This is a genomic window from Azonexus hydrophilus (assembly GCF_905120355.1).
Classification (GTDB): domain Bacteria; phylum Pseudomonadota; class Gammaproteobacteria; order Burkholderiales; family Rhodocyclaceae; genus Azonexus.
The window spans coordinates 68138-88548 of record NZ_CAJHOB010000007.1 but is presented as its reverse complement, the minus strand read 5'-3'; the positions used below and the strand labels follow the sequence as shown (position 1 = coordinate 88548).

Genomic DNA, 20411 nt, shown 5'->3' with positions numbered 1-20411 from the left:
TCTCTCTTTCAATGAAACGTTAATGGAACGGGGAGTCCGAGAAGACGACTCGATTACACCTGGATTGCCGAGGCAATTGCGAAGCCACCCAGCGCATAATGTCCTGCGCGCCCGTGGCGCCGCCGATGGGTGGATCAGCCTCTTGCACGTCAACCCTTTGTCCCATGCATGGCATCAATCTGGCTTCTGGTCTGGCGGCAGCAATCCCAGCAGATCCGCCTGCAAATGTTGCAACTTATCGATGCCAGCCCTCAATGCCTCGACACGGCCGGCATTTTTCATTTCACTCAGGGTGTGCACTAACTGCTGGATGCTCTGATGCAGGACATCGACCTGATCATCAGGATCCTTGCCGAAGAACGTAGGGCGGCCACTTTGATCCCGCCAGTATTGGAGTGCTTCGGGTTGAGGCGGCACTTGGGTCTTACCTGACAGATAGTCGATCATCTGGGAAATCCAGACCCGGTGGTCGGCGTATGTGAACGGCACGGGCAGCGCGGAGCGACTGTCAGGTTTGAATCCCTTCCAGGATAAGGGTACCTGCCAGGTGTGTAGCCATTGCTCGAATTCATGCGCCGGCATCGGATGCCCGATGGCATAACCCTGGCCCCACTCGCATCCCATACGCAGCAGCATTTCACCATGCTTAATGGATTCGACTCCCTCCGCGATGCAGTTCCTGCCAAACGACCTTGCCAGTGCCAGTAGCGCATCCAGGATGGCGATATCGTCCGGATCCTCGAGCATGTCGCGTATAAAACCTTGGTCGATCTTGAGCAGGTGCGCGGGCAGGCGCTTCAGATAGGTCAGCGATGAATAGCCGCTGCCGAAATCGTCGAGGGCAAAACGCAATCCCATCCTCTCGCACAGCGCCATCAACTGAGACACTTGAACGAAGTCCTCCACGGCGCTGGTTTCGAGGATTTCCAGTTCAAGGTCTTGCGGCTTGGCGTCGGGATGTCGTGACAACATACCCCGTAGATGCATGATGAAGTCCGGTTGCAGCAAGTGCCGCGCACCGATATTCACGCTGATCGGGACATGAAGGCCGGCCTTGCGCCAAACTTCGATCTGGGTCAGCGCAGCCTCGATGGTCCATTTCCCCACGTCAATCCCGAGCGGATGGTTCTCAATGATGGGTATGAAGGAGGCAGGAGATAACAAGCCACGCGTCGGATGTTGCCAGCGGATCAAGGCTTCGGCGCCCAGCACCTCACCGGTGCGCATGTTGACCTTAGGTTGGAAATAAAGCAGAAACTGCCCATTGGCAAGTGCATTCTCTATGCTGTCAAATCCTTCGTGACGGGTGCGCAGCGTACGATCCTTCTCCGTATCGAAAACGTGATATCGATTCTTGCCGGCTTGCTTGGCACGATACATAGCCTGATCTGCCTGCCGCAGCAGTTGGTCGGCGTCGATATCTTCGCCTTGCGGGTAGTAGCTCACACCGATACTCGCGCTCACCTCGCACAGTGCGTCACCAATCGGTACGGGCTGTGCAGCCACCTCGATCAGGCGATCGAGAATCGGTACGCTGATGGAAATATCCGGCAGGTCGACCAGAATAGCGACAAACTCATCACCACCAAGACGGGCCAAGGTATCGTCTTCGCGCAACACCTGCGTCATACGCCTGGACAGGACGGAAAGCAATTTGTCGCCGACTCCGTGGCCGTGCTGGTCGTTGACCTTCTTGAATCCATCCAGATCGATGAAGACAACCGCCAGGTGCATGCCACGCCGACGTGTCTGACGAATGGCCTGCTTAAGGCGGTCTCCAAACAATAGTCGATTGGGCAAGCCGGTGAGCAGGTCGTAGTGAGCAACGCGTTCAAGCTGTTGCTGGTTCTCCTTCAGCGCTGTGATGTCGGAAAACATGGCTGCGTAATGCTCGATATTGCCCCGCATATCCGGGACTGCACTGATCGTCAGCAGCGCGGCAAACTGACTGCCGTTCTTGCGTCGGCACCAGAGCTCTCCGTGCCAATAGTCGTGCTCACGCAGAGCCTGCCAAGCGGTCTGATAGAACTCATCGTCATAGCGATCGGACTCGAGCAGACGAGGTGTCTGACCCATTACTTCCTCCCGCGCATAACCAGTGATCACGGAAAACGCCCGATTGACGTTGACAATGTGGCCCTGAGCGTCCGTAACGAGGATACCCTCTCCTGCGTGCTCAAAAACTTTAGCCGCAAGGCGAAGCTCTTCCGCGGATCTTCTGCGTGAGGTGACATCATGGATATAGCCGTGCCAGAGGATGCTCCCATCAGGCATGGCTTCAGGCGACGCCTCACCTTCGACCCAGATCACCCGACCGTCTGGAAACTGCACTCGGTACTCGTCATGCCAAAGCGCGAGTGACTGCCCCGACGCCCGTATGGTTTCATGCACACGGTCGCGGTCTTCAGCATGGAGCGCAGCGAACGCAGGAGTGGCATCTTCAAGAACATCCTCCGGTGCAACCCCGTATATTTCCTGTATCCTCGCGCTGGCATAAGGGAAGTGCGAGCTGCCGTCCGGACGAAGACGGTATTGGTAAAGCATACCGGGAACGTGGCTGGCCAACTCTTCTCGCTGTCGCCGCATAGAGTTCAGCGCCTGCTCGACCCTCTTGAGATCGGTGATCTCCTCTACCGTCCCGTCTGCCGCTCTGGGTCGACCAGAGGCGTCGCCCTTGAATGTTGCCCGCAGGTGTATCCAGCGAACCTGCCCTCCGCTGACGATGCGACACCGCAGATCAAGGGACTTTCCGCACATGGCAGCATCCCATGCCCTATCGAAGAGGGGGCGGTCTTCAGGGTGAATGCACTGCAGGAATCGCTCGAAGGCTATTGGCGCACCAACATCCAGGCCGAGCACGCGGCAGGCTTCATCGGAGCAAGTGAGGAGTTGCGAGCCAAGATCGAGATGCCAACTGCCAGAATGGGCATTCTGGTTAATCTGGTCACAGTGTCGGGCTGAGATTTGAGGCGTCTCGTTCAAAGGTGACGCTCCTTATGGGTGAAACAGAGGTTCCAAAGTTTCTGCAACTCGGAGCGTATTTCGTCAAAGATTGTGTGGTTGGGGTCGCTATGCATCGCGGCTACGCACTTTCTTCAAGGATCGAACAACTGATAAGCAGGGTGGTTCGCGCCGGGTCATTGCGGCAAGCGGGATGTCACCCAGCGCATAATGTCCTGCGCGCCCATGGCGCCCGCCTGACGTGCAACCTCATGTCCCCCTCGGAACAAAATCAGGGTTGGAATGCTGCGAATACCGAACTGGGCGGCCAGGTCAGGCTCGGCCTCGGTATTTACCTTGGCCAACCTCACCTTGGGTTCAAGCAGGGAGGCTGCCTGCTCGAACTGCGGCGCCATCATCTTGCACGGTCCGCACCACGGCGCCCAAAAGTCAACCAGCAGCGGCAGGTCACTGCGCTCCAGATGACGGGCGAAGGTCGCTGTGGTCAGATCAATGGGTTCTCCGGTGAACAGCGGGTGCTGGCACCGCCCGCAATTGGGCTTCTCTGCCAACTTGTTGGCTGGCACGCGATTGATGGATTGGCAGTGTGGGCAGACGATATGCATGCTGTCACTCATGAGGTGGCTCCTTGGGACACAGAGGAAGTAATGGCTCCGGCAGTTGGGCCGCTGTGACATGGGGATTCGAGCTGTAGCCCTTGCGTCAGTTGCCGGATGCTGTATTCATCCAGCGTTTCCCGTGCGAGCAGTTCGCGCGCGCATCGCTCCAGTACTTCTCGGTTAATTTCGAGAATTCGGTATGCACGATCAAACACACCCATCACGATGTCACGGATGGCTTGGTCGATGCGTGTCTGAGTCGATTCGGCTACCCGGCAGCCACCCTGTACCAGTTCAGGCGCATCAAGAAAACGCGGCCTCTGTGCCTCAAAAGCAACGTACCCCAAGCCCTCATCCATGCCGAAGCGCGTAATCATGTCGCGGGCGATGTCGGTGGCCCGCGCGAGATCGTCTGAAGCCCCTGTGGACAGCTCGCCAAACACGAGCTTCTCAGCCGCGCGCCCTCCCAGGAGCACGGCGATCTTGTGCTCCAGGTCGGCACGTGTCATCAGAAATCGGTCTTCGGTGGGCCGCTGCAGGGTGTAGCCGAGTGCACCGATGCCACGCGGAACGATTGAAATCTTGTGTACCGGATCGGTGCCGGGCAGCGCCAGCGCCACCAGCGCATGCCCCATCTCGTGATAGGCCACGGTTTCCCGCTCCTTCGGATTGAGCACACGGTTCTTCCTTTCCAGGCCGGCCACGATGCGCTCGATGGCGGCGGTGAAGTCTTGCAGTTCCACAGCCTGCGCCTTGCGCCGCGTCGCGTTCAGCGCTGCTTCGTTCACGAGATTGGCCAGATCAGCGCCGGAAAAGCCGGTGGTCAGCGCCGCCACCTGTTCCAGATCTACACCGTGGGCCAGGGTGATCTTCTTGACATGGACCTTCAGGATATCCAGGCGACCTTTCTTGTCGGGACGGTCCACCAGCACCTGACGGTCGAAGCGACCGGCGCGAAGCAAGGCCTGATCGAGGATCTCCGGCCGGTTGGTGGCTGCAAGGATGATCAGCCCGACCGAGCTGTCGAAGCCATCCATTTCGGTGAGCAACTGGTTCAGCGTCTGCTCACGCTCGTCGTGTCCACCGATCGGTCCTCCGACACCGCGTGCGCGGCCCAAAGCATCCAGCTCATCGATGAAGATGATCGCCGGCGCCTGCGCACGCGCCTGTTCGAACAGATCGCGCACACGGGCCGCACCCACGCCGACGAACATCTCGACAAACTCTGATCCGGAGATGGAGAAGAAGGGCACCGCCGCCTCGCCGGCAACAGCCTTGGCCAGCAATGTCTTGCCGGTGCCCGGTGGGCCGACCAGCAACACGCCCTTGGGAATGCGCGCCCCGAGCCGTCCATACTCCTGCGGATTCTTGAGGAAATCGACGATCTCAACCAACTCCGCCTTGGCTTCATCGACGCCAGCGACATCGGCAAAGGTCACGCCAGTGTTCTTCTCCATGAATACCTTGGCACGGCTCTTGCCGATGCTCAGGAAACCACCCATGCCCTGCTTCTCGGCGAAGCGGCGGAACAGGAAGAACCAGACGCCGAAGAAGGCCACCGCCGGCAGAATCCAGGAGAGCACATCACGCAGCCAGGTGCTTTCCACCACCCGCGCATAGGGCACGTCGTACTTGGACAGCCGCTCGGCCAGGTCGGGTTCGACACGGGTGGCCACGATGGTGGTCTTGCCCCGGCTGTCCGGCGATTTCAGGCGCCCGGTGACCGTGCGGTCCGCCACCAGCACTTCGGCGACGCGCCCCTCGGCCAGCGCCTTCTCGAATTCGCTGTAGGGCACGGGCTCGACGGTCTTGGCCGCCTGCCAGTAGTTCTGCAGCGTCAGCAGCAACAGGCCGGCGACGATCCAGTAGCCAATGTTCCATTGATCTTTCTTTTCCATGGGCAATGTTCCTCGCAAGTCGTGCCGCTAGAGAATGGGGGTGAACAGACGGGCCACCCCGTCGCGCAAGCGGATGGCCAGCGGACGGGCGCGCAACGCCATGGCCGATATCTCGTTCGATGCATCACGGGCGGCATCAAAAAGGGATTCCAGCCGCGTAGACAGCGCGGTGTCGTACACCTCCACATTGAACTCGAAGTTGAGGCGCAGGCTGCGCGCATCCCAATTGGCCGAACCCAGGCAGCACCACTGGCCGTCTATCAGCATCAGCTTGCTGTGGTCGAACGGGCCAGGTCGTTCGAATATGCGTACACCGTGCTCCAGCACCTGCCAGTAGTGGGCGCGCGCGGCCCATTGCACCGTGGGATGGTCACCGTTCGCAGGCGTCAGCACGTCGATACGCACGCCGCGCAACGCGGCCGTGCTTAGCGCCGCGATCATCGGCTGATCGGGGACGAAGTAAGGTGTCCAGATGCGCACCGAATGCTTCGCCGCGCTCAAAGCGCCCATGAAGGTCCAGCGCATCCTGTCCAGGGCCTCATCGGGACCGGCCTCGATGCCGCGCGCCCAAGAGGTTCCTTGCTCATCAGCCATTGCGGGAGATTCGCGCCAGAAACCCTTGCTGAGCCGCTCGCCCGTGGTATCGCACCAATCATCGGTGAAGCTCCGCATCAGATGCTCTACCACCGGCCCGCGCAGACGAAAGTGCAAATCGTGACAGGCCTGGCCCGGCGCATCGGGCCGCCAATACGGACCGAAGATGTTCATGCCGCCGGTGAAACCCGTCTTGCCATCGATCACCAGCAGCTTGCGGTGATTGCGCAGATGCGCGCCATGCAGGCGCGCGGGAATCAACGTCGGGTTGAACGTCGCCGCCGGAACGCCGGCGCGTTGCAAGGCGCGGTAGGCGCTGCTGGGTGTCCAGCGGGCATAGACATCGTCGATCAGCACCCGCACTTGCACGCCGCGCGCATGAGCCCGGCTCAGCGCATCGACGAACTGCGCCCCGATGCCTTGGCCGTCGAAGATGTACGAGGCCAGGGCGACGCTGTACCGCGCCGATTCGATGGCGGCGAGCATGGCCGGGTAGGCCTGCTCGCCATCGACAAGCGGCTCGATGCGGTTGCCGCCGGTCAGCGACTGGCCGGTGGCGCGTCCCACCAGGTGGGCCAGACCGGCAAGCGGCGGCGATACAGCCTCGGGCATCGTGGGCGAGAGGTCCTGCCGAACAGCAGGATCTGCCCCCGGGAAGAGCCGCCGCGCCCGCCGCTGGTAACGGTTGATGCCGAACAGCCCATACAGCAGCGAACCGCCCAGCGGCAACAAGGCGATCAGCAGTACCCACAGCGTGGCCGATCGAGGGTCACGCTTGTAGATGACCGCGTGCCCCGCTGTGGGGATAGCGACCGCCAGCGACACGAGGGTGGCTGCCCATGTCAGCCCGTTGGGGTCGGACACGACAGCCTCCCATCGCTCAAGATTCGCCGCCCGCTGACTTCTTCTTGCGCGCAGGCTTGCTCGCGTCGCTAGGCGGTGCCTCGGCCACGTTCGCGGCATCGGGCTTTTCAGGTTCGGCCGGCTTCGCAGGTGGCTCCTGGTGCTCGAAGACCACCCGTTCGGCCTTGTCATCCCAGCGGGCGCTGGCGTGATCGCCCTTGCCGATACCGCCACCCAGCATCTCGCGCGCCAGTGCCGTCTCCAGCTCGCTGCGGATCAGCCGCTTGAGCTCACGCGCGCCGAACTCGGGCTTGTAGCCTTCCTCCGCGAAGTGATCGATCAAGGTCTGATCGAAGGTCAGCGTCACGCCCTGGCTGGCGGCGTTGCGGGCCACACGATCGAGCTGCAGGCCGACGATATGGCGGATCTCCTCCTTGCCCAGCGCATGGAAGACGATGATCTCGTCGATGCGGTTGAGGAACTCGGGGCGGAAGTGTCCGCGCAGCACGTCCATCACCTCGGACTTGGTCTTCTCGTATTCCTCGACGGCGGCGCCACGGGCCTTCAGCCGACGCTGGATGATGTCCGAGCCCAAGTTCGAGGTGGCGATGATGATGGTATTGGTGAAATCCACCACCCGGCCCTTGCCGTCGGTGAGCCGCCCGTCGTCGAACACCTGCAGCAGGATGTTGTAGACGTCGGGGTGCGCTTTTTCGATCTCGTCCAGCAGCAACACGCTGTAGGGCTTGCGACGCACCTTCTCGGTGAGCTGGCCGCCCTCGTCATAGCCCACATAACCCGGAGGCGCGCCCACCAGGCGTGCCACGGTATGGCGTTCCCCGTACTCGGACATGTCGATGCGCAGCAGCGCACCTTCATCGCCATAGATGGACTCGGCCAGCGCCTTAGCGAGCTCGGTCTTGCCCACGCCGGTCGGCCCGAGGAACAGAAAAGTCGCCACCGGCTTGCTGCCTTCGCGCAGGCCCGCGCGCGACAACCGCACGGCATCGGCCACCGCGCGCACCGCTTCGTCCTGGCCCACGAGGCGCTCGTGCAGCCGCTGCTCCAGATGCAGCAGCTTCTCGCGTTCTTCCACCGTCAGCTCGTTGACCGGAATGCCGGTCAGGCGCGAGACGATCTGCGCGACATGCTCGGCCTTGACTTCGGCGCTGCCCGAGGCGCGCTCGCGTTCCCATTCCTCGATAAGCTTCTTGAGTTCGGACTCTTTGGCCTCGATGTGCTTGCCCAGCTCGGCGGCCTTGTCGTATTGCTTGCGCGAGGCCACATAGTCCTGCTCACGCCGCAACTGGTGCAGTTCGGACTCCAGCTCCTGCACCGCCACCGGGCGGGCCGTGGCCGACAGCTTCACGCGTGCGGCAGCCTGGTCGAGCAGGTCGATGGCCTTGTCCGGCAAAAAGCGCGCGGTGATGTAGCGGTCCGACAACTCGGCGGAGGCGATGATCGCATCCTCGGTGATGCTGACCTTGTGGTGCGCCTCGAAGGTATCGCGCAGGCCGCGCAGGATCATCATGGTCTGCGCCACGGTCGGCTCGGGCACCATCACCGGCTGGAAGCGACGCTCCAGCGCGGCGTCCTTCTCGATGTACTTCTGATACTCGTTGAGCGTGGTGGCGCCGATCAGGTTCAGTTCGCCGCGCGCCATCATCGGCTTGAACACGTTGGCCACGTCCAGCCCGCCTTCGCCGCCACCCTGGCCGGCACCGACGATGGTGTGCACCTCGTCGATGAAGAGAATTAGCTCACCTTGGTGCTCGGTCACTTCCTTGAGCACCTTCTGCACGCGCTCCTCGAACTCGCCGCGGTACTTGGCGCCGGCCACCATGGCATTGATGTTGAGTTCCACCAGGCGCTTGTCGCGCAGCGTCTCGGGCACTTCGCCGGCGACCATCCGCTGCGCCAGTCCTTCGACAATGGCGGTCTTGCCGACGCCGGGCTCGCCGATCAGCACCGGATTGTTTTTCTTGCGCCGGGCCAGCACCTCGATGGTGGTCTCGATCTCCTGCGCGCGGCCGATGACCGGATCAAGCTTGCCCTCGCGCGCCATTTTGGTGAGGTCTCGCGAGTATTTATCCAGCTCGGGCGTGTTGGTCGGCGTCTCGGCGCGGCCATCCTCGGCCCCTTTGCCGACCACCTTGCTTACCTGCTGGCGCAGCGCTTGCGGCGTGAGGCCGTAACGGCGCAGCAGGTTGGCCGCCAAACCTTCGCCTTCCTCGGCGAGCCCGATCAGGAAATGCTCCGGCCCGACATAAGAGTGGCCGAGTTCGTTGGAGGCCACGAAAGCACGGCTGAGCGCGTCCTTGACCCGGGGCGACACGCCGATCTCGCCCTCGAACGGCTTATCGCCACGCTTGGCTTCGGATTCGATCTGTCGCTTGAGGTCATCGACCTTGATTTTGAATTGGCCCAGGATGGTCTTCACCACGTCGCTGTCGGCGAGCGCCAACAGCAGGTGTTCGGTATCGACTTCGGGGCGGCCAAATTCGGCGGCATGTTTGGCGGCCTCCTGCAACAAAGCCTCGGACTGTTCGCTGATGCGGCTGGCGAGCCCACTGCCGCGCCGGCGCGTTGTACCCGTAGCAGCCGGGGCGGGTTCGCCGAACGAGGCGTCGACTACCTCGTCGGTATCGGCCGCCATGGACGGCGAATCGTCACCGATGCGGAAGAAGTCGCTGCCGAGGAAGTCTTCGAACAAGCCGCTGCGCGAGCCAAACAAGGCTTCCAGCGGCGAGACGGTGCGCTTTTGCTGGCGCACCAGTTGGCGATAGTGATCGTCACACAACAGCATGGTGCTGTGACGACCATTGAGATTGGCTTCCACCCGCACCGTGGCGGGCTGGCCGCAGACCTGGCATTGTTTTCTGGCCATGCTCATGCTCCTGTAAAGATTGATTTGATGAGACGCCGCCGATCACGGCGCCTCATCCTTTTGTGGTTTTGAGAAAAGCGAGCCGACCAGCGTCAGCCGTTGATCGGGATCGAGCGGCCCTGCTTGGGCGCACTGGCCTCGCGCTTTTCCATCGTGATCGTGAGCACGCCGTTCTTGAAAGCGGCCTTGATCGTGTCCTGGTTGGCATCGACCGGCAGGTTCAGAGCGCGCTGAAAGCTGCCGTAGGAGCGCTCCACCCGGTGGAAACCGCCGTCTTTCGTTTCCTGCTCCTGACGCTTTTCACCGCGCACCAGCAGCACGTCGTTGTCGAGCGTGATCTGGATGTCTTTTTCCTCGACGCCGGGCACTTCCAGGGCGATCTTGTACTGCTTGTCGGTCTCCTGGATGTCCAGCGCCGGCTTCAGCAGGCCCGGCCAGTCCGACGGCCAGCGTGGCATGGCCAGCGTCGGGAAACCGAAGCCTCGAAACGTGTCGTCGAACAGGCGGTCGATCTCGCGGTGCAATTGCAAGATGGGACTGACGGGCCCACCCGACACCGGCAGGTCATTGCGCTGCACCGGCAGCGAGGCAGTGCTCTGTTGTTCTTCCTGCTCCTTCTTGAACCAGTTCCAGGGAGCCAATTTCTTGAAATCAATGTCCATGTCACACCTCCAGAAGAAAAATTGAAGACTCTCGCTCACTCCGTTTGCCTGCGGCGACGGACAGCGCGCCCAGACGACACGGAGTGTTCCGCTGACTTCGGTTGCTCATCTGTACGTATCACCTCCTTCTTTCTGCCTGCTTGGGTCTGATGCAAGACTTTGTAATATATTGCGCCTAACATGCAGAAAATCAAGTGTCAACACCCCGCGATCTGCTGGGCGATTGATGTGAGTCAAATTTCCAGTGAGGGTGTGCTGGGGCGGTCCGATCCGGCGATAGGCAAAGGTTTGATCGGGAACCTACAAGTGCTGCGGGCAGCCGCAGATCAAACGCCGATCCTCACGTTGTAACCGAGCGCCCGCAGCCCCTTGCTCGTCCGCATGTTCCTTGGTGGAAACTCATCCGGGCGCGCCCAGCCGACGATTTCCCCGAGGCCGCTCGGACTATCGCTGTTTGAGTGATGATTCCGGCTTTTTTTGGCTGGAGCAACCTGGAGTGATCAGCATGGAAAGTTTTGCCAAGCTGCGTCGGCGTCACCTGGTGAAGGGGGAGTCGATCAGCGCCATCGCCCGCGACCTGAATCTGTCGCGCAATACCGTGAAGAAATACCTGAAGGCGGATGTGGGGCCGGCTTATCGTCGGCAACAGCAGCCCTGTCCGAAGCTGGGGGCCTTTGCCGAGCAACTGGAGCGCTGGCTCGTACAAGATGGGCTGCGCCCCAAGCGGGAACGGCGCAGTGCCAAGCGGCTCTTTGAGGACCTGCAGCAGGCGGGCTATGCCGGGGCCTATGACAGCGTTCAGCGCTTCGTGAAACAGTGGAAGGCCGCCTCTCCAGGAGGAGGAACAGAGGCCTTCATCCCGCTGGCCTTTCCCCCGGGCGAGACCTGCCAGTTTGACTGGAGTCACGAACAGGTGGAGTTGGGGGGGGTCGTCCAGACCGTAAAGCTGGCCCATTTCCGGCTTTGCTACAGTCGGCAGATGTTCCTGGTGGCCTACCCCCGGGAAACCCAGGAAATGGTGCTGGATGCCCACAACCGAGCCTTTGCCTTCTTTGGCGGGGTGCCGGAGCGCATGGTCTACGATAATCCCAAGACCATCGTGCAGACGGTCCTGGTAGGGAAGGCACGGGAGTTTCATCCGCGCTTTCTGGCGCTCGCCAATCACTACCTGTTTGAGCCGGTGGCCTGTACGCCCGCTTCAGGGTGGGAGAAGGGGCAAGTAGAGAATCAGGTGGGCAATGTCCGGGAATGGTGTTTCACCCCCCGTCCGGCCTTTGCTGACCTGGCTGCCCTCAATGTCTGGCTGGAGGCCCGATGCCGGGAACTGGCCGAGCGGCCCCACCCGGTGGAGAAGGCGCGCAGCATCGCCCAGATGTTTGCGGAGGAACAGCCTCGATTACGGGTCATCACCGCTCCCTTTGATGGCTACTTCGAGCAGCCTTGCCGGGTTTCTTCCACCTGCCTAGTGGCCTATGACCGGAACCGCTACAGCGTCCCGGCTGAATTTGCGGGGCAGCGGGTGTCACTACGGGCCTGGGCCGACCGGATCGGCGTGGTGGCGGATGGGAGGGTCGTGGCGGAACATGCCCGCTGTTTCAGTCGGGAGCGGCTGCTGCTTGATCCTTGGCACTACCTGTCGGTCCTGGAGAAGAAGCCGGGAGCCCTGCGCCATGGAGCACCCTTCCAGCACTGGGCATTACCCGCTCCCCTTGCCGCAGTGAAAGCCCGGCTCATGCAAACCCCCCAGGGGGATCGGGCCTTTGTGGAGATTCTGCTGGCGCTGCAGGAGCATGGCATGGAACGGGTCAGTGTGGCCTGTGAGCTGGCGCTGGAACACCGCACCGTCACTGCCCCGGTGATTCTCAACCATGTGCACCGACTCGCCAGCCCCGTACGACCGGTGAGCCAGGTACCGACCACCCTGACCCTTCAGACGGCGCCAGCGGCCAACTGCCAGCGTTACGACGCCCTGCTGGAGGTGCCGCATGCTCGCTGAACTCACCCAGACCCTGAAAGCCCTGCACCTGTACGGCATGGCAACGGCGCTCTCTGAACTCCAGGCTGAGCGTCCCCGTCACGCCCCCAGTCCGGAAATCTGGCTCAAGCGGCTCATCGAAGCGGAGCAGGTGGATCGCCAGACCCGCTCGCTCAAGTATCAGCTGCGGGTGGCCAAGTTCCCCCTGCATCGGGACTTTACCGGCTTTGACTGGCGGGAAACCGCCCTACAGGAAGCCCAGGTTCAGCAACTGGCCACGGGGGCCTTCATGGATAGTGCCCACAACCTCATCCTGGTGGGCGGGACGGGGACAGGCAAGACCCACTGCGCCATTGCCTTGGGGGTGGCTGCCATCCACGCAGGCAAGCGGGTGCGCTTTTACAACGTGGTGGATCTGGTCAATCAACTGGAGCGGGAGAAAGCCCAGGGCCGCTCCGGCCACTTGGCACGGCACCTGACCCAGATGGATGCGGTCATCCTCGATGAACTGGGCTACCTCCCCTTCCCGGAGGCCGGGGGCGCCTTGCTCTTCCACCTGATCAGCCAGCTTTACGAACGGACCAGCCTCATCGTCACCACCAATCTGGCCTTCAGCGAATGGGTTCAGATCTTTGGTGATGCCAAGATGACCACCGCCCTCCTGGATCGTCTCACCCATCACTGCGACATCCTCGAAACCGGTAACGATTCCTACCGTTTCAAGCACCGCAATACCCCCCGCTGACCTGGTCAAAATTCAACGCTGACAGGTGGTCAAAATTGCGCGCTGATTGACATGTGTTGCACCACTCTGACCGGGGCAGCCAATACGCCAGCCAGGCGTTTCAGGACAAACTCAAGGAATACGGCATGACCTGCTCGATGAGCCGAAAGGGGAATTGCTGGGATAACGCACCGACGGAGAGCTGGTTCAATAGCTTCAAGAACGAGCGTGTGCATGGCATTCGCTACGCCACGCATGCCGAAATGCAGGCCGCTAGCTTCGAATTCATCGAGGTTTTATACAACCGGAAACGGCAGCACTCAACCCTCGGCTGCAAGTCGCCTGTGCAGTTTCTGGCCAACTGGATCAGCAGGCAGAATCAGGAAAAATTGGTAGCATGAAACCCGCCCGTTGGCAGACGAAAAAACGAGGGAAGCTCAGCACCTCAAACGATGTGTCCTTTTTGTATCTGCGCTGACCGTGGCGAGCCAGATACAACACCGCAGGCCATTCTTGCGCAAGATTGGCCTGCGGTGTTTGCGCGCGGCGTAGAATACGCGCCTTCGATCAGGTTGCCGTGCGCGGCCTGCTGCGTTCGACTTTTTTCCAGGTTCATTGCATGTTACACACATCCACTCCTACCGTCGGTTTTGTCAGTCTGGGCTGCCCGAAAGCCAGTGCCGATGCGGAACTCATCCTGACCCGGCTGCGTGCCGAAGGGTATGAGATTTCGCCCAGTTACGATGATTCCGATCTGGTCATCGTCAACACCTGCGGTTTCATTGATGCGGCGGTGGAAGAATCGCTGGACGCCATTGGCGAGGCGCTGAACGAGAATGGCAAGGTGATCGTGACCGGTTGTCTGGGCGCGAAGAGTGGGGTGGTGGAATCGGCGCATCCGTCGGTGCTGGCGATTACCGGGCCGCATGCGCTGGAGGAGGTGATGGGGCATGTGCACCGGCATTTGCCCAAGCCGCACGATCCTTACGCCGATCTGGTGCCGCCGCAGGGCATTCGCCTGACGCCGGCGCATTACGCGTACTTGAAGATTTCGGAAGGCTGCAACCATAGCTGCACCTTCTGCATCATTCCCGATCTGCGCGGTCAGCTGGTGTCGCGGCCGGTGGGTGATGTGCTGGCCGAGGCGGAAAATCTCGCCCGCGCGGGCGTCAAGGAAATTCTGGTGATTTCGCAGGACACCAGCGCTTATGGTGTCGACCTGAAATACCGCACCAGCTTCTGGGGCGGCCGGCCGGTCAAGACGCGGCTGAAGGAGTTGTGCGACGCCTTGTCGTCTTTCGGCATCTGGGTGCGCCTGCACTATGTCTATCCTTACCCTTCCGTGGATGACGTGATTCCGTTGATGGCCGAGGGCAAGATCCTGCCGTATCTCGATGTGCCGTTTCAGCATGCCAGCCCGAAAATCCTCAAGGCCATGCAGCGTCCGGCGTCGAGCGAAAACACGCTGGAACGCATCCGCAAGTGGCGGGAAATCTGCCCGGAACTGGTGATTCGCTCCACTTTCATCACCGGTTTCCCGGGGGAAACTGACGAAGATTTCGATCAGCTGATCCAATTTCTCGAAGATGCGCAGCTCGATCGTGTCGGCTGCTTTGCCTATTCGCCGGTCGAGGGCGCGCGCGCCAATGCCTTGCCCGGTCTGCCGCCGGAGAACGTGCGCGAGGATCGTCGCCGCTGGCTGATGCAGGTGCAGGAGGATATTTCTGCCGACAAACTGGCAGCCAGAATCGATTCGGTAATCGAGGTGCTGGTCGATGAAGTCGATGAAGACGGCACAATTGCCCGCTCCAAGGCCGATGCGCCGGAAATTGACGGACTGGTCTATCTCGATGGGCACTTCGACGCGCAGCCGGGCGATTTCCTCCAGGTGCGTGTGATCGATGCCGACCACCACGATCTGTATGCCGAGCCTGTCTGAACGACACGATGTGCTCGAGCGCCTGCGCCAGCTGCTGGGGCCGGCGTATGTCCTGACGGCGGCAGCCGATACGGCGCCCTATCTGACTGACTGGCGCGGCCGCTACCGGGGCGCGGTGCTGGCGGTACTGCGGCCGGGGTCGGTGGCAGAAGTGCAGGGCGTGGTGCGCCTGTGCGCGGCGGCCGGTGTGCCGATGGTGCCGCAAGGAGGCAACACCAGCCTCTGCGGCGCGGCCACGCCGGATGGCTCCGGTGAGGCCGTGGTCATCAGTCTGGGGCGGTTGAACCGGATTCTGGAAGTCGATACGGCCAATGATGCGTTGACGCTTGAGGCCGGATGCACGCTGGCGCAAGCCCAGGCAGCGGCGCAGGCGGCCGGGCGGTTGTTCCCGCTGGCGCTGGCCTCGGCCGGCAGTTGTCAAATTGGCGGCAATCTATCGACCAACGCGGGGGGCGTGCAGGTGCTGCGCTATGGCAACACGCGCGACCTGACCCTGGGCCTGCAGGTTGTGTTGCCCAACGGTGAGTTGTTCGATGGCTTGCGCGGTCTGCGCAAGGACAATACCGGCTACGACCTGAAACAGCTGTTCATCGGTGCCGAAGGCACGCTCGGCATCATCACCGCGGCCGTGCTCAAGCTCTATCCCTTGCCGGAAACGCGAACGACCTGTTGGCTGGAGGTGGAGTCGCCCGACCAGGCGGTGGCCTTGCTGAACCGGGCCAAACACGCTTTCGATGCGGCGCTGACGGCCTTCGAACTGGTGTCCGAGATTGCACTCGGCTTGGTGGTGCGGCACATTCCGGGGGCTCAGCGGCCGGGTGCGACCAGCCCTTGGTACGTACTGGCCGAGTTTTCTGCGGTCGATCCGCGGAAGGTTGAAGACTGGCTGGCCGAGTGCCTGGGCGCTGGTGCGGTGCGTGGCGGCACCGTCGCCGCCAGTGAGGCGCAGACGCAGAAGCTATGGGCGTTGCGTGAAAACATTTCTGAGGCACAGAAGCGCGAAGGGATCAGCATCAAGCACGATATTTCGCTGCCGCTGTCGCGTATTGCTGAATTCATTGATCGTGCCGGTGCCGCGCTGGCGACAGAATTTCCCGGTAGCCGTGTGGTGGCTTTTGGGCATGTCGGCGATGGCAATCTGCACTACAACCTGTCGCACCCGGAAACGGCAGCGAATGCCGCGCTGCTTGCCCAGGAAGATTTTGTCAACCGCGTCGTGTACGACCTGGTGCATGCCTGTGGCGGCTCGATTTCAGCCGAGCATGGGCTGGGGCAATTGAAGCGCAGCGAGATCCTGCGCTACAAATCGCCGGTGGAAATCGAGTTGATGCGCTCGCTCAAGAAGACAATTGACGTATCCGGCCTGATGAATCCTGGTAAGTCAGTTTAGCGGGCGGCGCAATGTCTTCGTGCTGCAGCTCTTCCAGCACAATACGTTGCAGCAGCTGTTCGAAGGTGTAGAACCCCTTGCCCAGCCCCATCAGCTGTTCAACTGCAAAAGCCGCGCCGGTGCCAAAGGCTTCGCGCCGGATCGAATTGTGCACGAGGCGCACAGTCTGGTGCGGGAAGCCGAAGATGACTTCGTGCTGGCCGACAATGCCGCCCAGGCGCAACGACGTGATTTCTTCATCTTCCATGGAAAGCGTGGCAGCAATTTTCTTTGCCGTGCCGGAAATTTCCGGTTTTTCCCGGAAGTGCTGCTCCAGGATGGCGACATCCGCCGCCGGTGCGATCCGCTTGAGCAGGCGGGCCGCCAGCATCAGGAAGTTGATGCCCAGGGTGATGTTGGGTGAGGCCATGACGGGAATGTCGCGGCTGAGTTCGTGCAGGTACGCCAGGGTTGCGTCTGGATAGCTGGAGACTGCGGAAACCAGCCGGATGCCTCGCTGGCGCAGGGCTTCGCCGTAGCTGAGGACGGCATCCGCATGCGAGAAATCGATGACCGCGTCGACTGGATGTTGATCCAGCCAATCCGGAAATGTATTACCATCCAATATGACCGAGCGCAGGCCTTCGGCTTCCCGCTGTGTCGAGCGCCGTGCAATCCAGCGCAAATCGAATCGTGGATCATCGTTGAGTACGGCAGCGACAGCTTGTCCCGCCTTGCCATAACCGATCAGTCCCAATCGGATCATTGTCATCCTCCTTCGCCAGTTCAGGCGTGGTGTTATCCGGGGCTTCTGCAACTGGAACGGTTCGCTCCAGGGGGTGCAACACGCAACCCGGCATGAAGATTCCCAAGCGCCGGCAGGGCGTCTGACGCTGCCGGAAAGTGGCCTGCAAGAACAGGGAAAGACCCCTGGAGGCCAGCATTGAAAAAATGGAGCAAGAAATCTCGCAAAACTCCATTGGCGGCAAATATAATTTACCCTTAACCATTGTGCAACATTATTTACAGGGTGCCGCGTGCAGCGCCAAACACATTCCGATCCGCAAACCGTGCTCGATGTCTTGCAGCAGTTCCGCCTGATCTACGGTTCGATGCGCCGGCATTTCCGTCGGGTCGAGGAGTTGTGCGGCATCTCCGGCTCCCAGGTCTGGCTGATCCAGGAGGTCTGTCATTCACCGGGCGTGGGTATCAGCGAACTGGCGTTGCGCATGGGGATTCACCAATCAACCTGCAGTCTGATGGTGGACAAGCTGGTCAGTCAGGGCTACCTCAGCAAGCATCGGCGCGAAGCCGACCACCGGCGCGTCGGTCTGCATCTGAACGACAAGGGAGAGAACGTGCTGGCGTGCATTCCCAAACCGGCGGCCGGCATTCTGGCGGATGCCTTGTCCAATCTGCCCGGTGTCGTACTGAAGACCTTGCACATCAATCTGGAAGAGTTGCTGCGCAATCTACCGGGTAAGGAAGATAAATATGCCAGCATGCCGCTCGCCGACATGCTGCGGGAAGAAGAACAGGGAAGGAAATCAGAATGAAGTTCATACAGCGTTGCGGCATCGCCGCGACTGTTTTGCTGCTTGCGGCCTGCGGTCAGGCTCCCGTCCGCACAACGGGACAGGCCGATGCTGTCTCACCGGTGGCGCAGGAGGAAAAAGCTCTGCCGCCGGTTGCAGACAAACCGAGTGAGGCGCAGATCATGGCGCAGGTCAATCTGGACAACAGCGTCTTTTTCCCTGCTGGCGGGACCGAGCTTGATGCGGCCAGCCTGAAACGTTTAGCTGCGCTGGCCGAGCGCCTGAAGGCCATGGAGGAGGGTATCGTGACCCTGCATGGCTATACCGACCATCTGGGGAGCCCGTCTTACAATCTGGCCATCGCCGAACAACGGGTGAATGCCGTGGCGACGGCCTTGCGCCGCAACGGCATTGCGGCGACACAGATACGCCGTAATGCCGTGGGCAGCGAGCGGGTACCCGCCGCCTGCCGCTCGGTGCAGTGTCGGCGGCTGATGCGGCGGGTGGAACTGGTCTTCGGCGAGTAGCTGGCCGGCCGCGGCCGTGTCAGTGTCTGGCTTCGGGCGGGTAGGTCGCGAACAGGGCGTCCACTTCTTCGGCGGAAAAACGGTAATCGCGATTGCAGATGTCGTCGTGAATCAGGATTTCACCCTGTTCCGCAAGGATGGCCTCGGCTTCTGAGCGCCCCAGGGAAAGCACCATGGCGCGGATTTGCTCCCATTTTTCCGGGCAGTGGTGTTCGATGGGGCGTGCCGGATAAACACGTACGCCATCGCCATGTTCGATTTCTTCATGGAACAGACGCTGCAACAGGGTTTCCACCGGCAGTGTGAGCAATTCTTCCGTTTTTACCGTGGCTGCCAACTGACTGATGCGCGCCCAGCCATCCGGGTCGCGCGTATCGGCGTCAGGCATTTTCTGCAGGAACAGGCAACCGCTGCGGTGGGCATCGGCTGCACAGAACAGGCGCGAAGGCTGCTGTTCCGATTGCGTCAGATAGTGTTCGAAAATTTCGCCAATCGTCGTCCCTTCCAGTGGCACGAAACTCTGGTACGGCTCCCGGGCTGTTGGCAGGTCCAGGCTCATCAGCAGTCGTCCGCCGAGGTGGGCGCCGAGCAGTTCCGGCGTCGCCGCCGGCAGCACCACCGGCTGGTTGCGTGCCATGCCGCGCAGGCGCAGGGGCTGGGTGCTGTCTTCGTCGCTCTGGCAATCGAGGACCAGCATGCTGATCGGGCCATCGCCGCGCAGTTGCAGGGTCAGTCGACCGGCTTGCTTCAACTGGCCAGCGATCAAGGCGGTGACGGCTGCCGTCTGGCCGAGCAGATCACTGACTGCGGGCGGATAGTTGCGATTCGCCTGCAGTGTTTCCCAGGCCGCATCGAGCCGGACGAAAGCGCCGCGGATGTCGAGGCTGTCGAACAGGAAACGGGTGAGCGTGCCGCCGCTCATTGCAGCACCTCGGCGTAGCGTTCCGGGCTGAAGCCGATCAGCAGACTGTCGCCGGTGTCGAGCACCGGCCGCTTGATGAGGGCAGGGTACTGCTGCATCAGCACTGCGGCTTTGGCTGCGTCAACATGGTTGCGCTCTTCTTCCGACAGTTTTTTCCACATCAGGCCGCGCGTGTTGAGCAGGGTTTCCCAGCCAGCTCTGGCCATCCAGTCAGGCAGGTGGCTTGTCACCACGCCCGCCTTTTTGTAATCGATGAATTCATAGGCAAGGCCGCGTTCTTCCAGCCAGCGCATGGCTTTTTTCATGGTGTCGCAATTCTTGATGCCGTAGATGCGTAATCCGGTCATGTTGGGCTCCTGAGTCGGGGGGGGATTGTCGCAGGTTATGAATGAAAATGGCCCGCAGCGAGCTACGGGCCAAGCAGCGGACAGAGCAATGCGTGTTACTTGCAGCTTTCCTGCATGATGCGCCGGGTGCGCTCCATTTCCTGTTGGCGCTGCTTTTGCGACATGTCCTTGTCGCCGACGACGACCGGTATGTCGGATTGCAGCATGCGGTAATTGGCGCGGGCACGGTCGCAGTTGTCGCGGCGGGCACGGGTGGCGGCAGCTTCCTTGGCTTCTTTGTCGGCCTTTTCCTTGGCTTCCTGCTGCCGTTTGCGGAATTCGAGATCCTTTTCCGCCATGGTGGCGGGTGTGGAGGGCTGCACGGCTGGGCTGGCGTCTTGTTCCGTGCTGCTTTCATCCGTTTCCGAGGCAGGGGCGCCAGTGGTCAGTTTTGGCTGCTGCACACCGACTGAGCGTTTTTTCTGCACATTGCTGGGCGGCGGTGTATCGGAAATGATGGTCTTGCCGCTGGCATCTTTCCACTGATAGGTCTGCGCCTGCGCCGAGCCGCAGCAAATGAGGAGCGCAGAGGAGAGGGCGAGGCAGCAGGACTGGCGAGCGAACGTGTTCATGGTTGGCCTGACGGATAT

At 61.3% G+C, this 20411-nt stretch carries 16 protein-coding genes and 1 pseudogene; 7 read left to right on the top strand and 10 right to left on the bottom strand.

Annotated features, from left to right (window positions below; translation table 11 throughout):
• Window positions 1-174 precede the first annotated feature (174 nt).
• The 6 genes from JYJ39_RS07190 to JYJ39_RS07165 all read right to left on the bottom strand — a co-directional run bounded on the left by JYJ39_RS07190 (window position 175) and on the right by JYJ39_RS07165 (window position 10444).
• Window positions 175-2982, bottom strand: coding sequence for a sensor domain-containing protein (locus JYJ39_RS07190; protein WP_205203220.1), 2808 nt, complete (start codon window positions 2980-2982; stop codon window positions 175-177).
• Between the two features lie 155 nt (window positions 2983-3137).
• The gene (trxC, locus tag JYJ39_RS07185; protein ID WP_205203218.1) at window positions 3138-3578 is read right to left on the bottom strand and encodes a thioredoxin TrxC; all 441 of its coding nucleotides are present in this window, start codon (window positions 3576-3578) and stop codon (window positions 3138-3140) included.
• A complete protein-coding gene (gene ftsH / locus JYJ39_RS07180) occupies window positions 3575-5458 on the bottom strand; it encodes an ATP-dependent zinc metalloprotease FtsH (RefSeq protein ID WP_240189581.1) in 1884 nt (627 codons plus the stop codon). Before ftsH ends, trxC begins: the two co-directional genes overlap by 4 nt.
• A 27-nt stretch (window positions 5459-5485) precedes the next feature.
• Window positions 5486-6916, bottom strand: coding sequence for a cardiolipin synthase (gene cls, locus JYJ39_RS07175; protein WP_205203216.1), 1431 nt, complete (start codon window positions 6914-6916; stop codon window positions 5486-5488).
• A 16-nt stretch (window positions 6917-6932) separates the two neighbouring features.
• Window positions 6933-9782: a heat shock survival AAA family ATPase ClpK gene (gene clpK, locus JYJ39_RS07170; protein WP_205203214.1), complete on the bottom strand. Its 2850-nt coding sequence runs from the start codon at window positions 9780-9782 to the stop codon at window positions 6933-6935.
• Window positions 9783-9874: 92 nt separating this feature from the next.
• On the bottom strand, window positions 9875-10444 hold the full coding sequence (locus JYJ39_RS07165; RefSeq protein ID WP_205203212.1) for an Hsp20/alpha crystallin family protein: 570 nt from the start codon (window positions 10442-10444) through the stop codon (window positions 9875-9877).
• A gap of 496 nt (window positions 10445-10940) precedes the next feature.
• On the opposite strand from JYJ39_RS07165, the gene istA reads away from it, so the two are divergent.
• The 5 genes and pseudogenes from istA to JYJ39_RS07135 all read left to right on the top strand — a co-directional run bounded on the left by istA (window position 10941) and on the right by JYJ39_RS07135 (window position 16472).
• On the top strand, window positions 10941-12440 hold the full coding sequence (gene istA / locus JYJ39_RS07155) for an IS21 family transposase (RefSeq protein ID WP_205203209.1): 1500 nt from the start codon (window positions 10941-10943) through the stop codon (window positions 12438-12440).
• Window positions 12430-13164, top strand: coding sequence for an IS21-like element helper ATPase IstB (gene istB, locus JYJ39_RS07150; RefSeq protein ID WP_014236597.1), 735 nt, complete (start codon window positions 12430-12432; stop codon window positions 13162-13164). Before istA ends, istB begins: the two co-directional genes overlap by 11 nt.
• Window positions 13165-13220: 56 nt before the next feature.
• Window positions 13221-13544 (top strand): annotated as a pseudogene (locus tag JYJ39_RS07145) (IS3 family transposase); the annotation flags it as partial.
• Between the two features lie 218 nt (window positions 13545-13762).
• A complete protein-coding gene (gene rimO, locus JYJ39_RS07140) occupies window positions 13763-15082 on the top strand; it encodes a 30S ribosomal protein S12 methylthiotransferase RimO (RefSeq protein ID WP_205203207.1) in 1320 nt (439 codons plus the stop codon).
• Complete coding sequence (locus JYJ39_RS07135; RefSeq protein WP_205203205.1) at window positions 15066-16472, top strand: FAD-binding oxidoreductase; 1407 nt, start codon at window positions 15066-15068, stop codon at window positions 16470-16472. The genes rimO and JYJ39_RS07135 overlap by 17 nt, the downstream gene beginning before the upstream one ends.
• Here JYJ39_RS07135 and JYJ39_RS07130 read toward each other — a convergent pair.
• On the bottom strand, window positions 16420-17217 hold the full coding sequence (locus tag JYJ39_RS07130; RefSeq protein ID WP_205203203.1) for a 4-hydroxy-tetrahydrodipicolinate reductase: 798 nt from the start codon (window positions 17215-17217) through the stop codon (window positions 16420-16422). The genes JYJ39_RS07135 and JYJ39_RS07130 overlap by 53 nt on opposite strands.
• 271 nt (window positions 17218-17488) lie before the next feature.
• Between JYJ39_RS07130 and JYJ39_RS07125 the strand changes: the two genes are divergently transcribed.
• The gene (locus JYJ39_RS07125; RefSeq protein WP_240189580.1) at window positions 17489-18007 is read left to right on the top strand and encodes a MarR family winged helix-turn-helix transcriptional regulator; all 519 of its coding nucleotides are present in this window, start codon (window positions 17489-17491) and stop codon (window positions 18005-18007) included.
• Window positions 18004-18513, top strand: coding sequence for an OmpA family protein (locus tag JYJ39_RS07120; RefSeq protein WP_205203201.1), 510 nt, complete (start codon window positions 18004-18006; stop codon window positions 18511-18513). Before JYJ39_RS07125 ends, JYJ39_RS07120 begins: the two co-directional genes overlap by 4 nt.
• Window positions 18514-18532: 19 nt before the next feature.
• On the opposite strand, the gene JYJ39_RS07115 is transcribed toward JYJ39_RS07120, so the two are convergent.
• From JYJ39_RS07115 to JYJ39_RS07105, 3 genes are all read right to left on the bottom strand, one after another.
• A complete protein-coding gene (locus tag JYJ39_RS07115; protein ID WP_205203199.1) occupies window positions 18533-19435 on the bottom strand; it encodes an Hsp33 family molecular chaperone HslO in 903 nt (300 codons plus the stop codon).
• Window positions 19432-19782 (bottom strand): ArsC family reductase, encoded by a 351-nt coding sequence (locus tag JYJ39_RS07110; protein ID WP_205203197.1) that lies wholly within the window; start codon window positions 19780-19782, stop codon window positions 19432-19434. The genes JYJ39_RS07115 and JYJ39_RS07110 overlap by 4 nt, the downstream gene beginning before the upstream one ends.
• Window positions 19783-19877: 95 nt before the next feature.
• On the bottom strand, window positions 19878-20393 hold the full coding sequence (locus tag JYJ39_RS07105; protein ID WP_205203195.1) for a DUF4124 domain-containing protein: 516 nt from the start codon (window positions 20391-20393) through the stop codon (window positions 19878-19880).
• Between the last annotated feature and the right edge of the window lie 18 nt (window positions 20394-20411).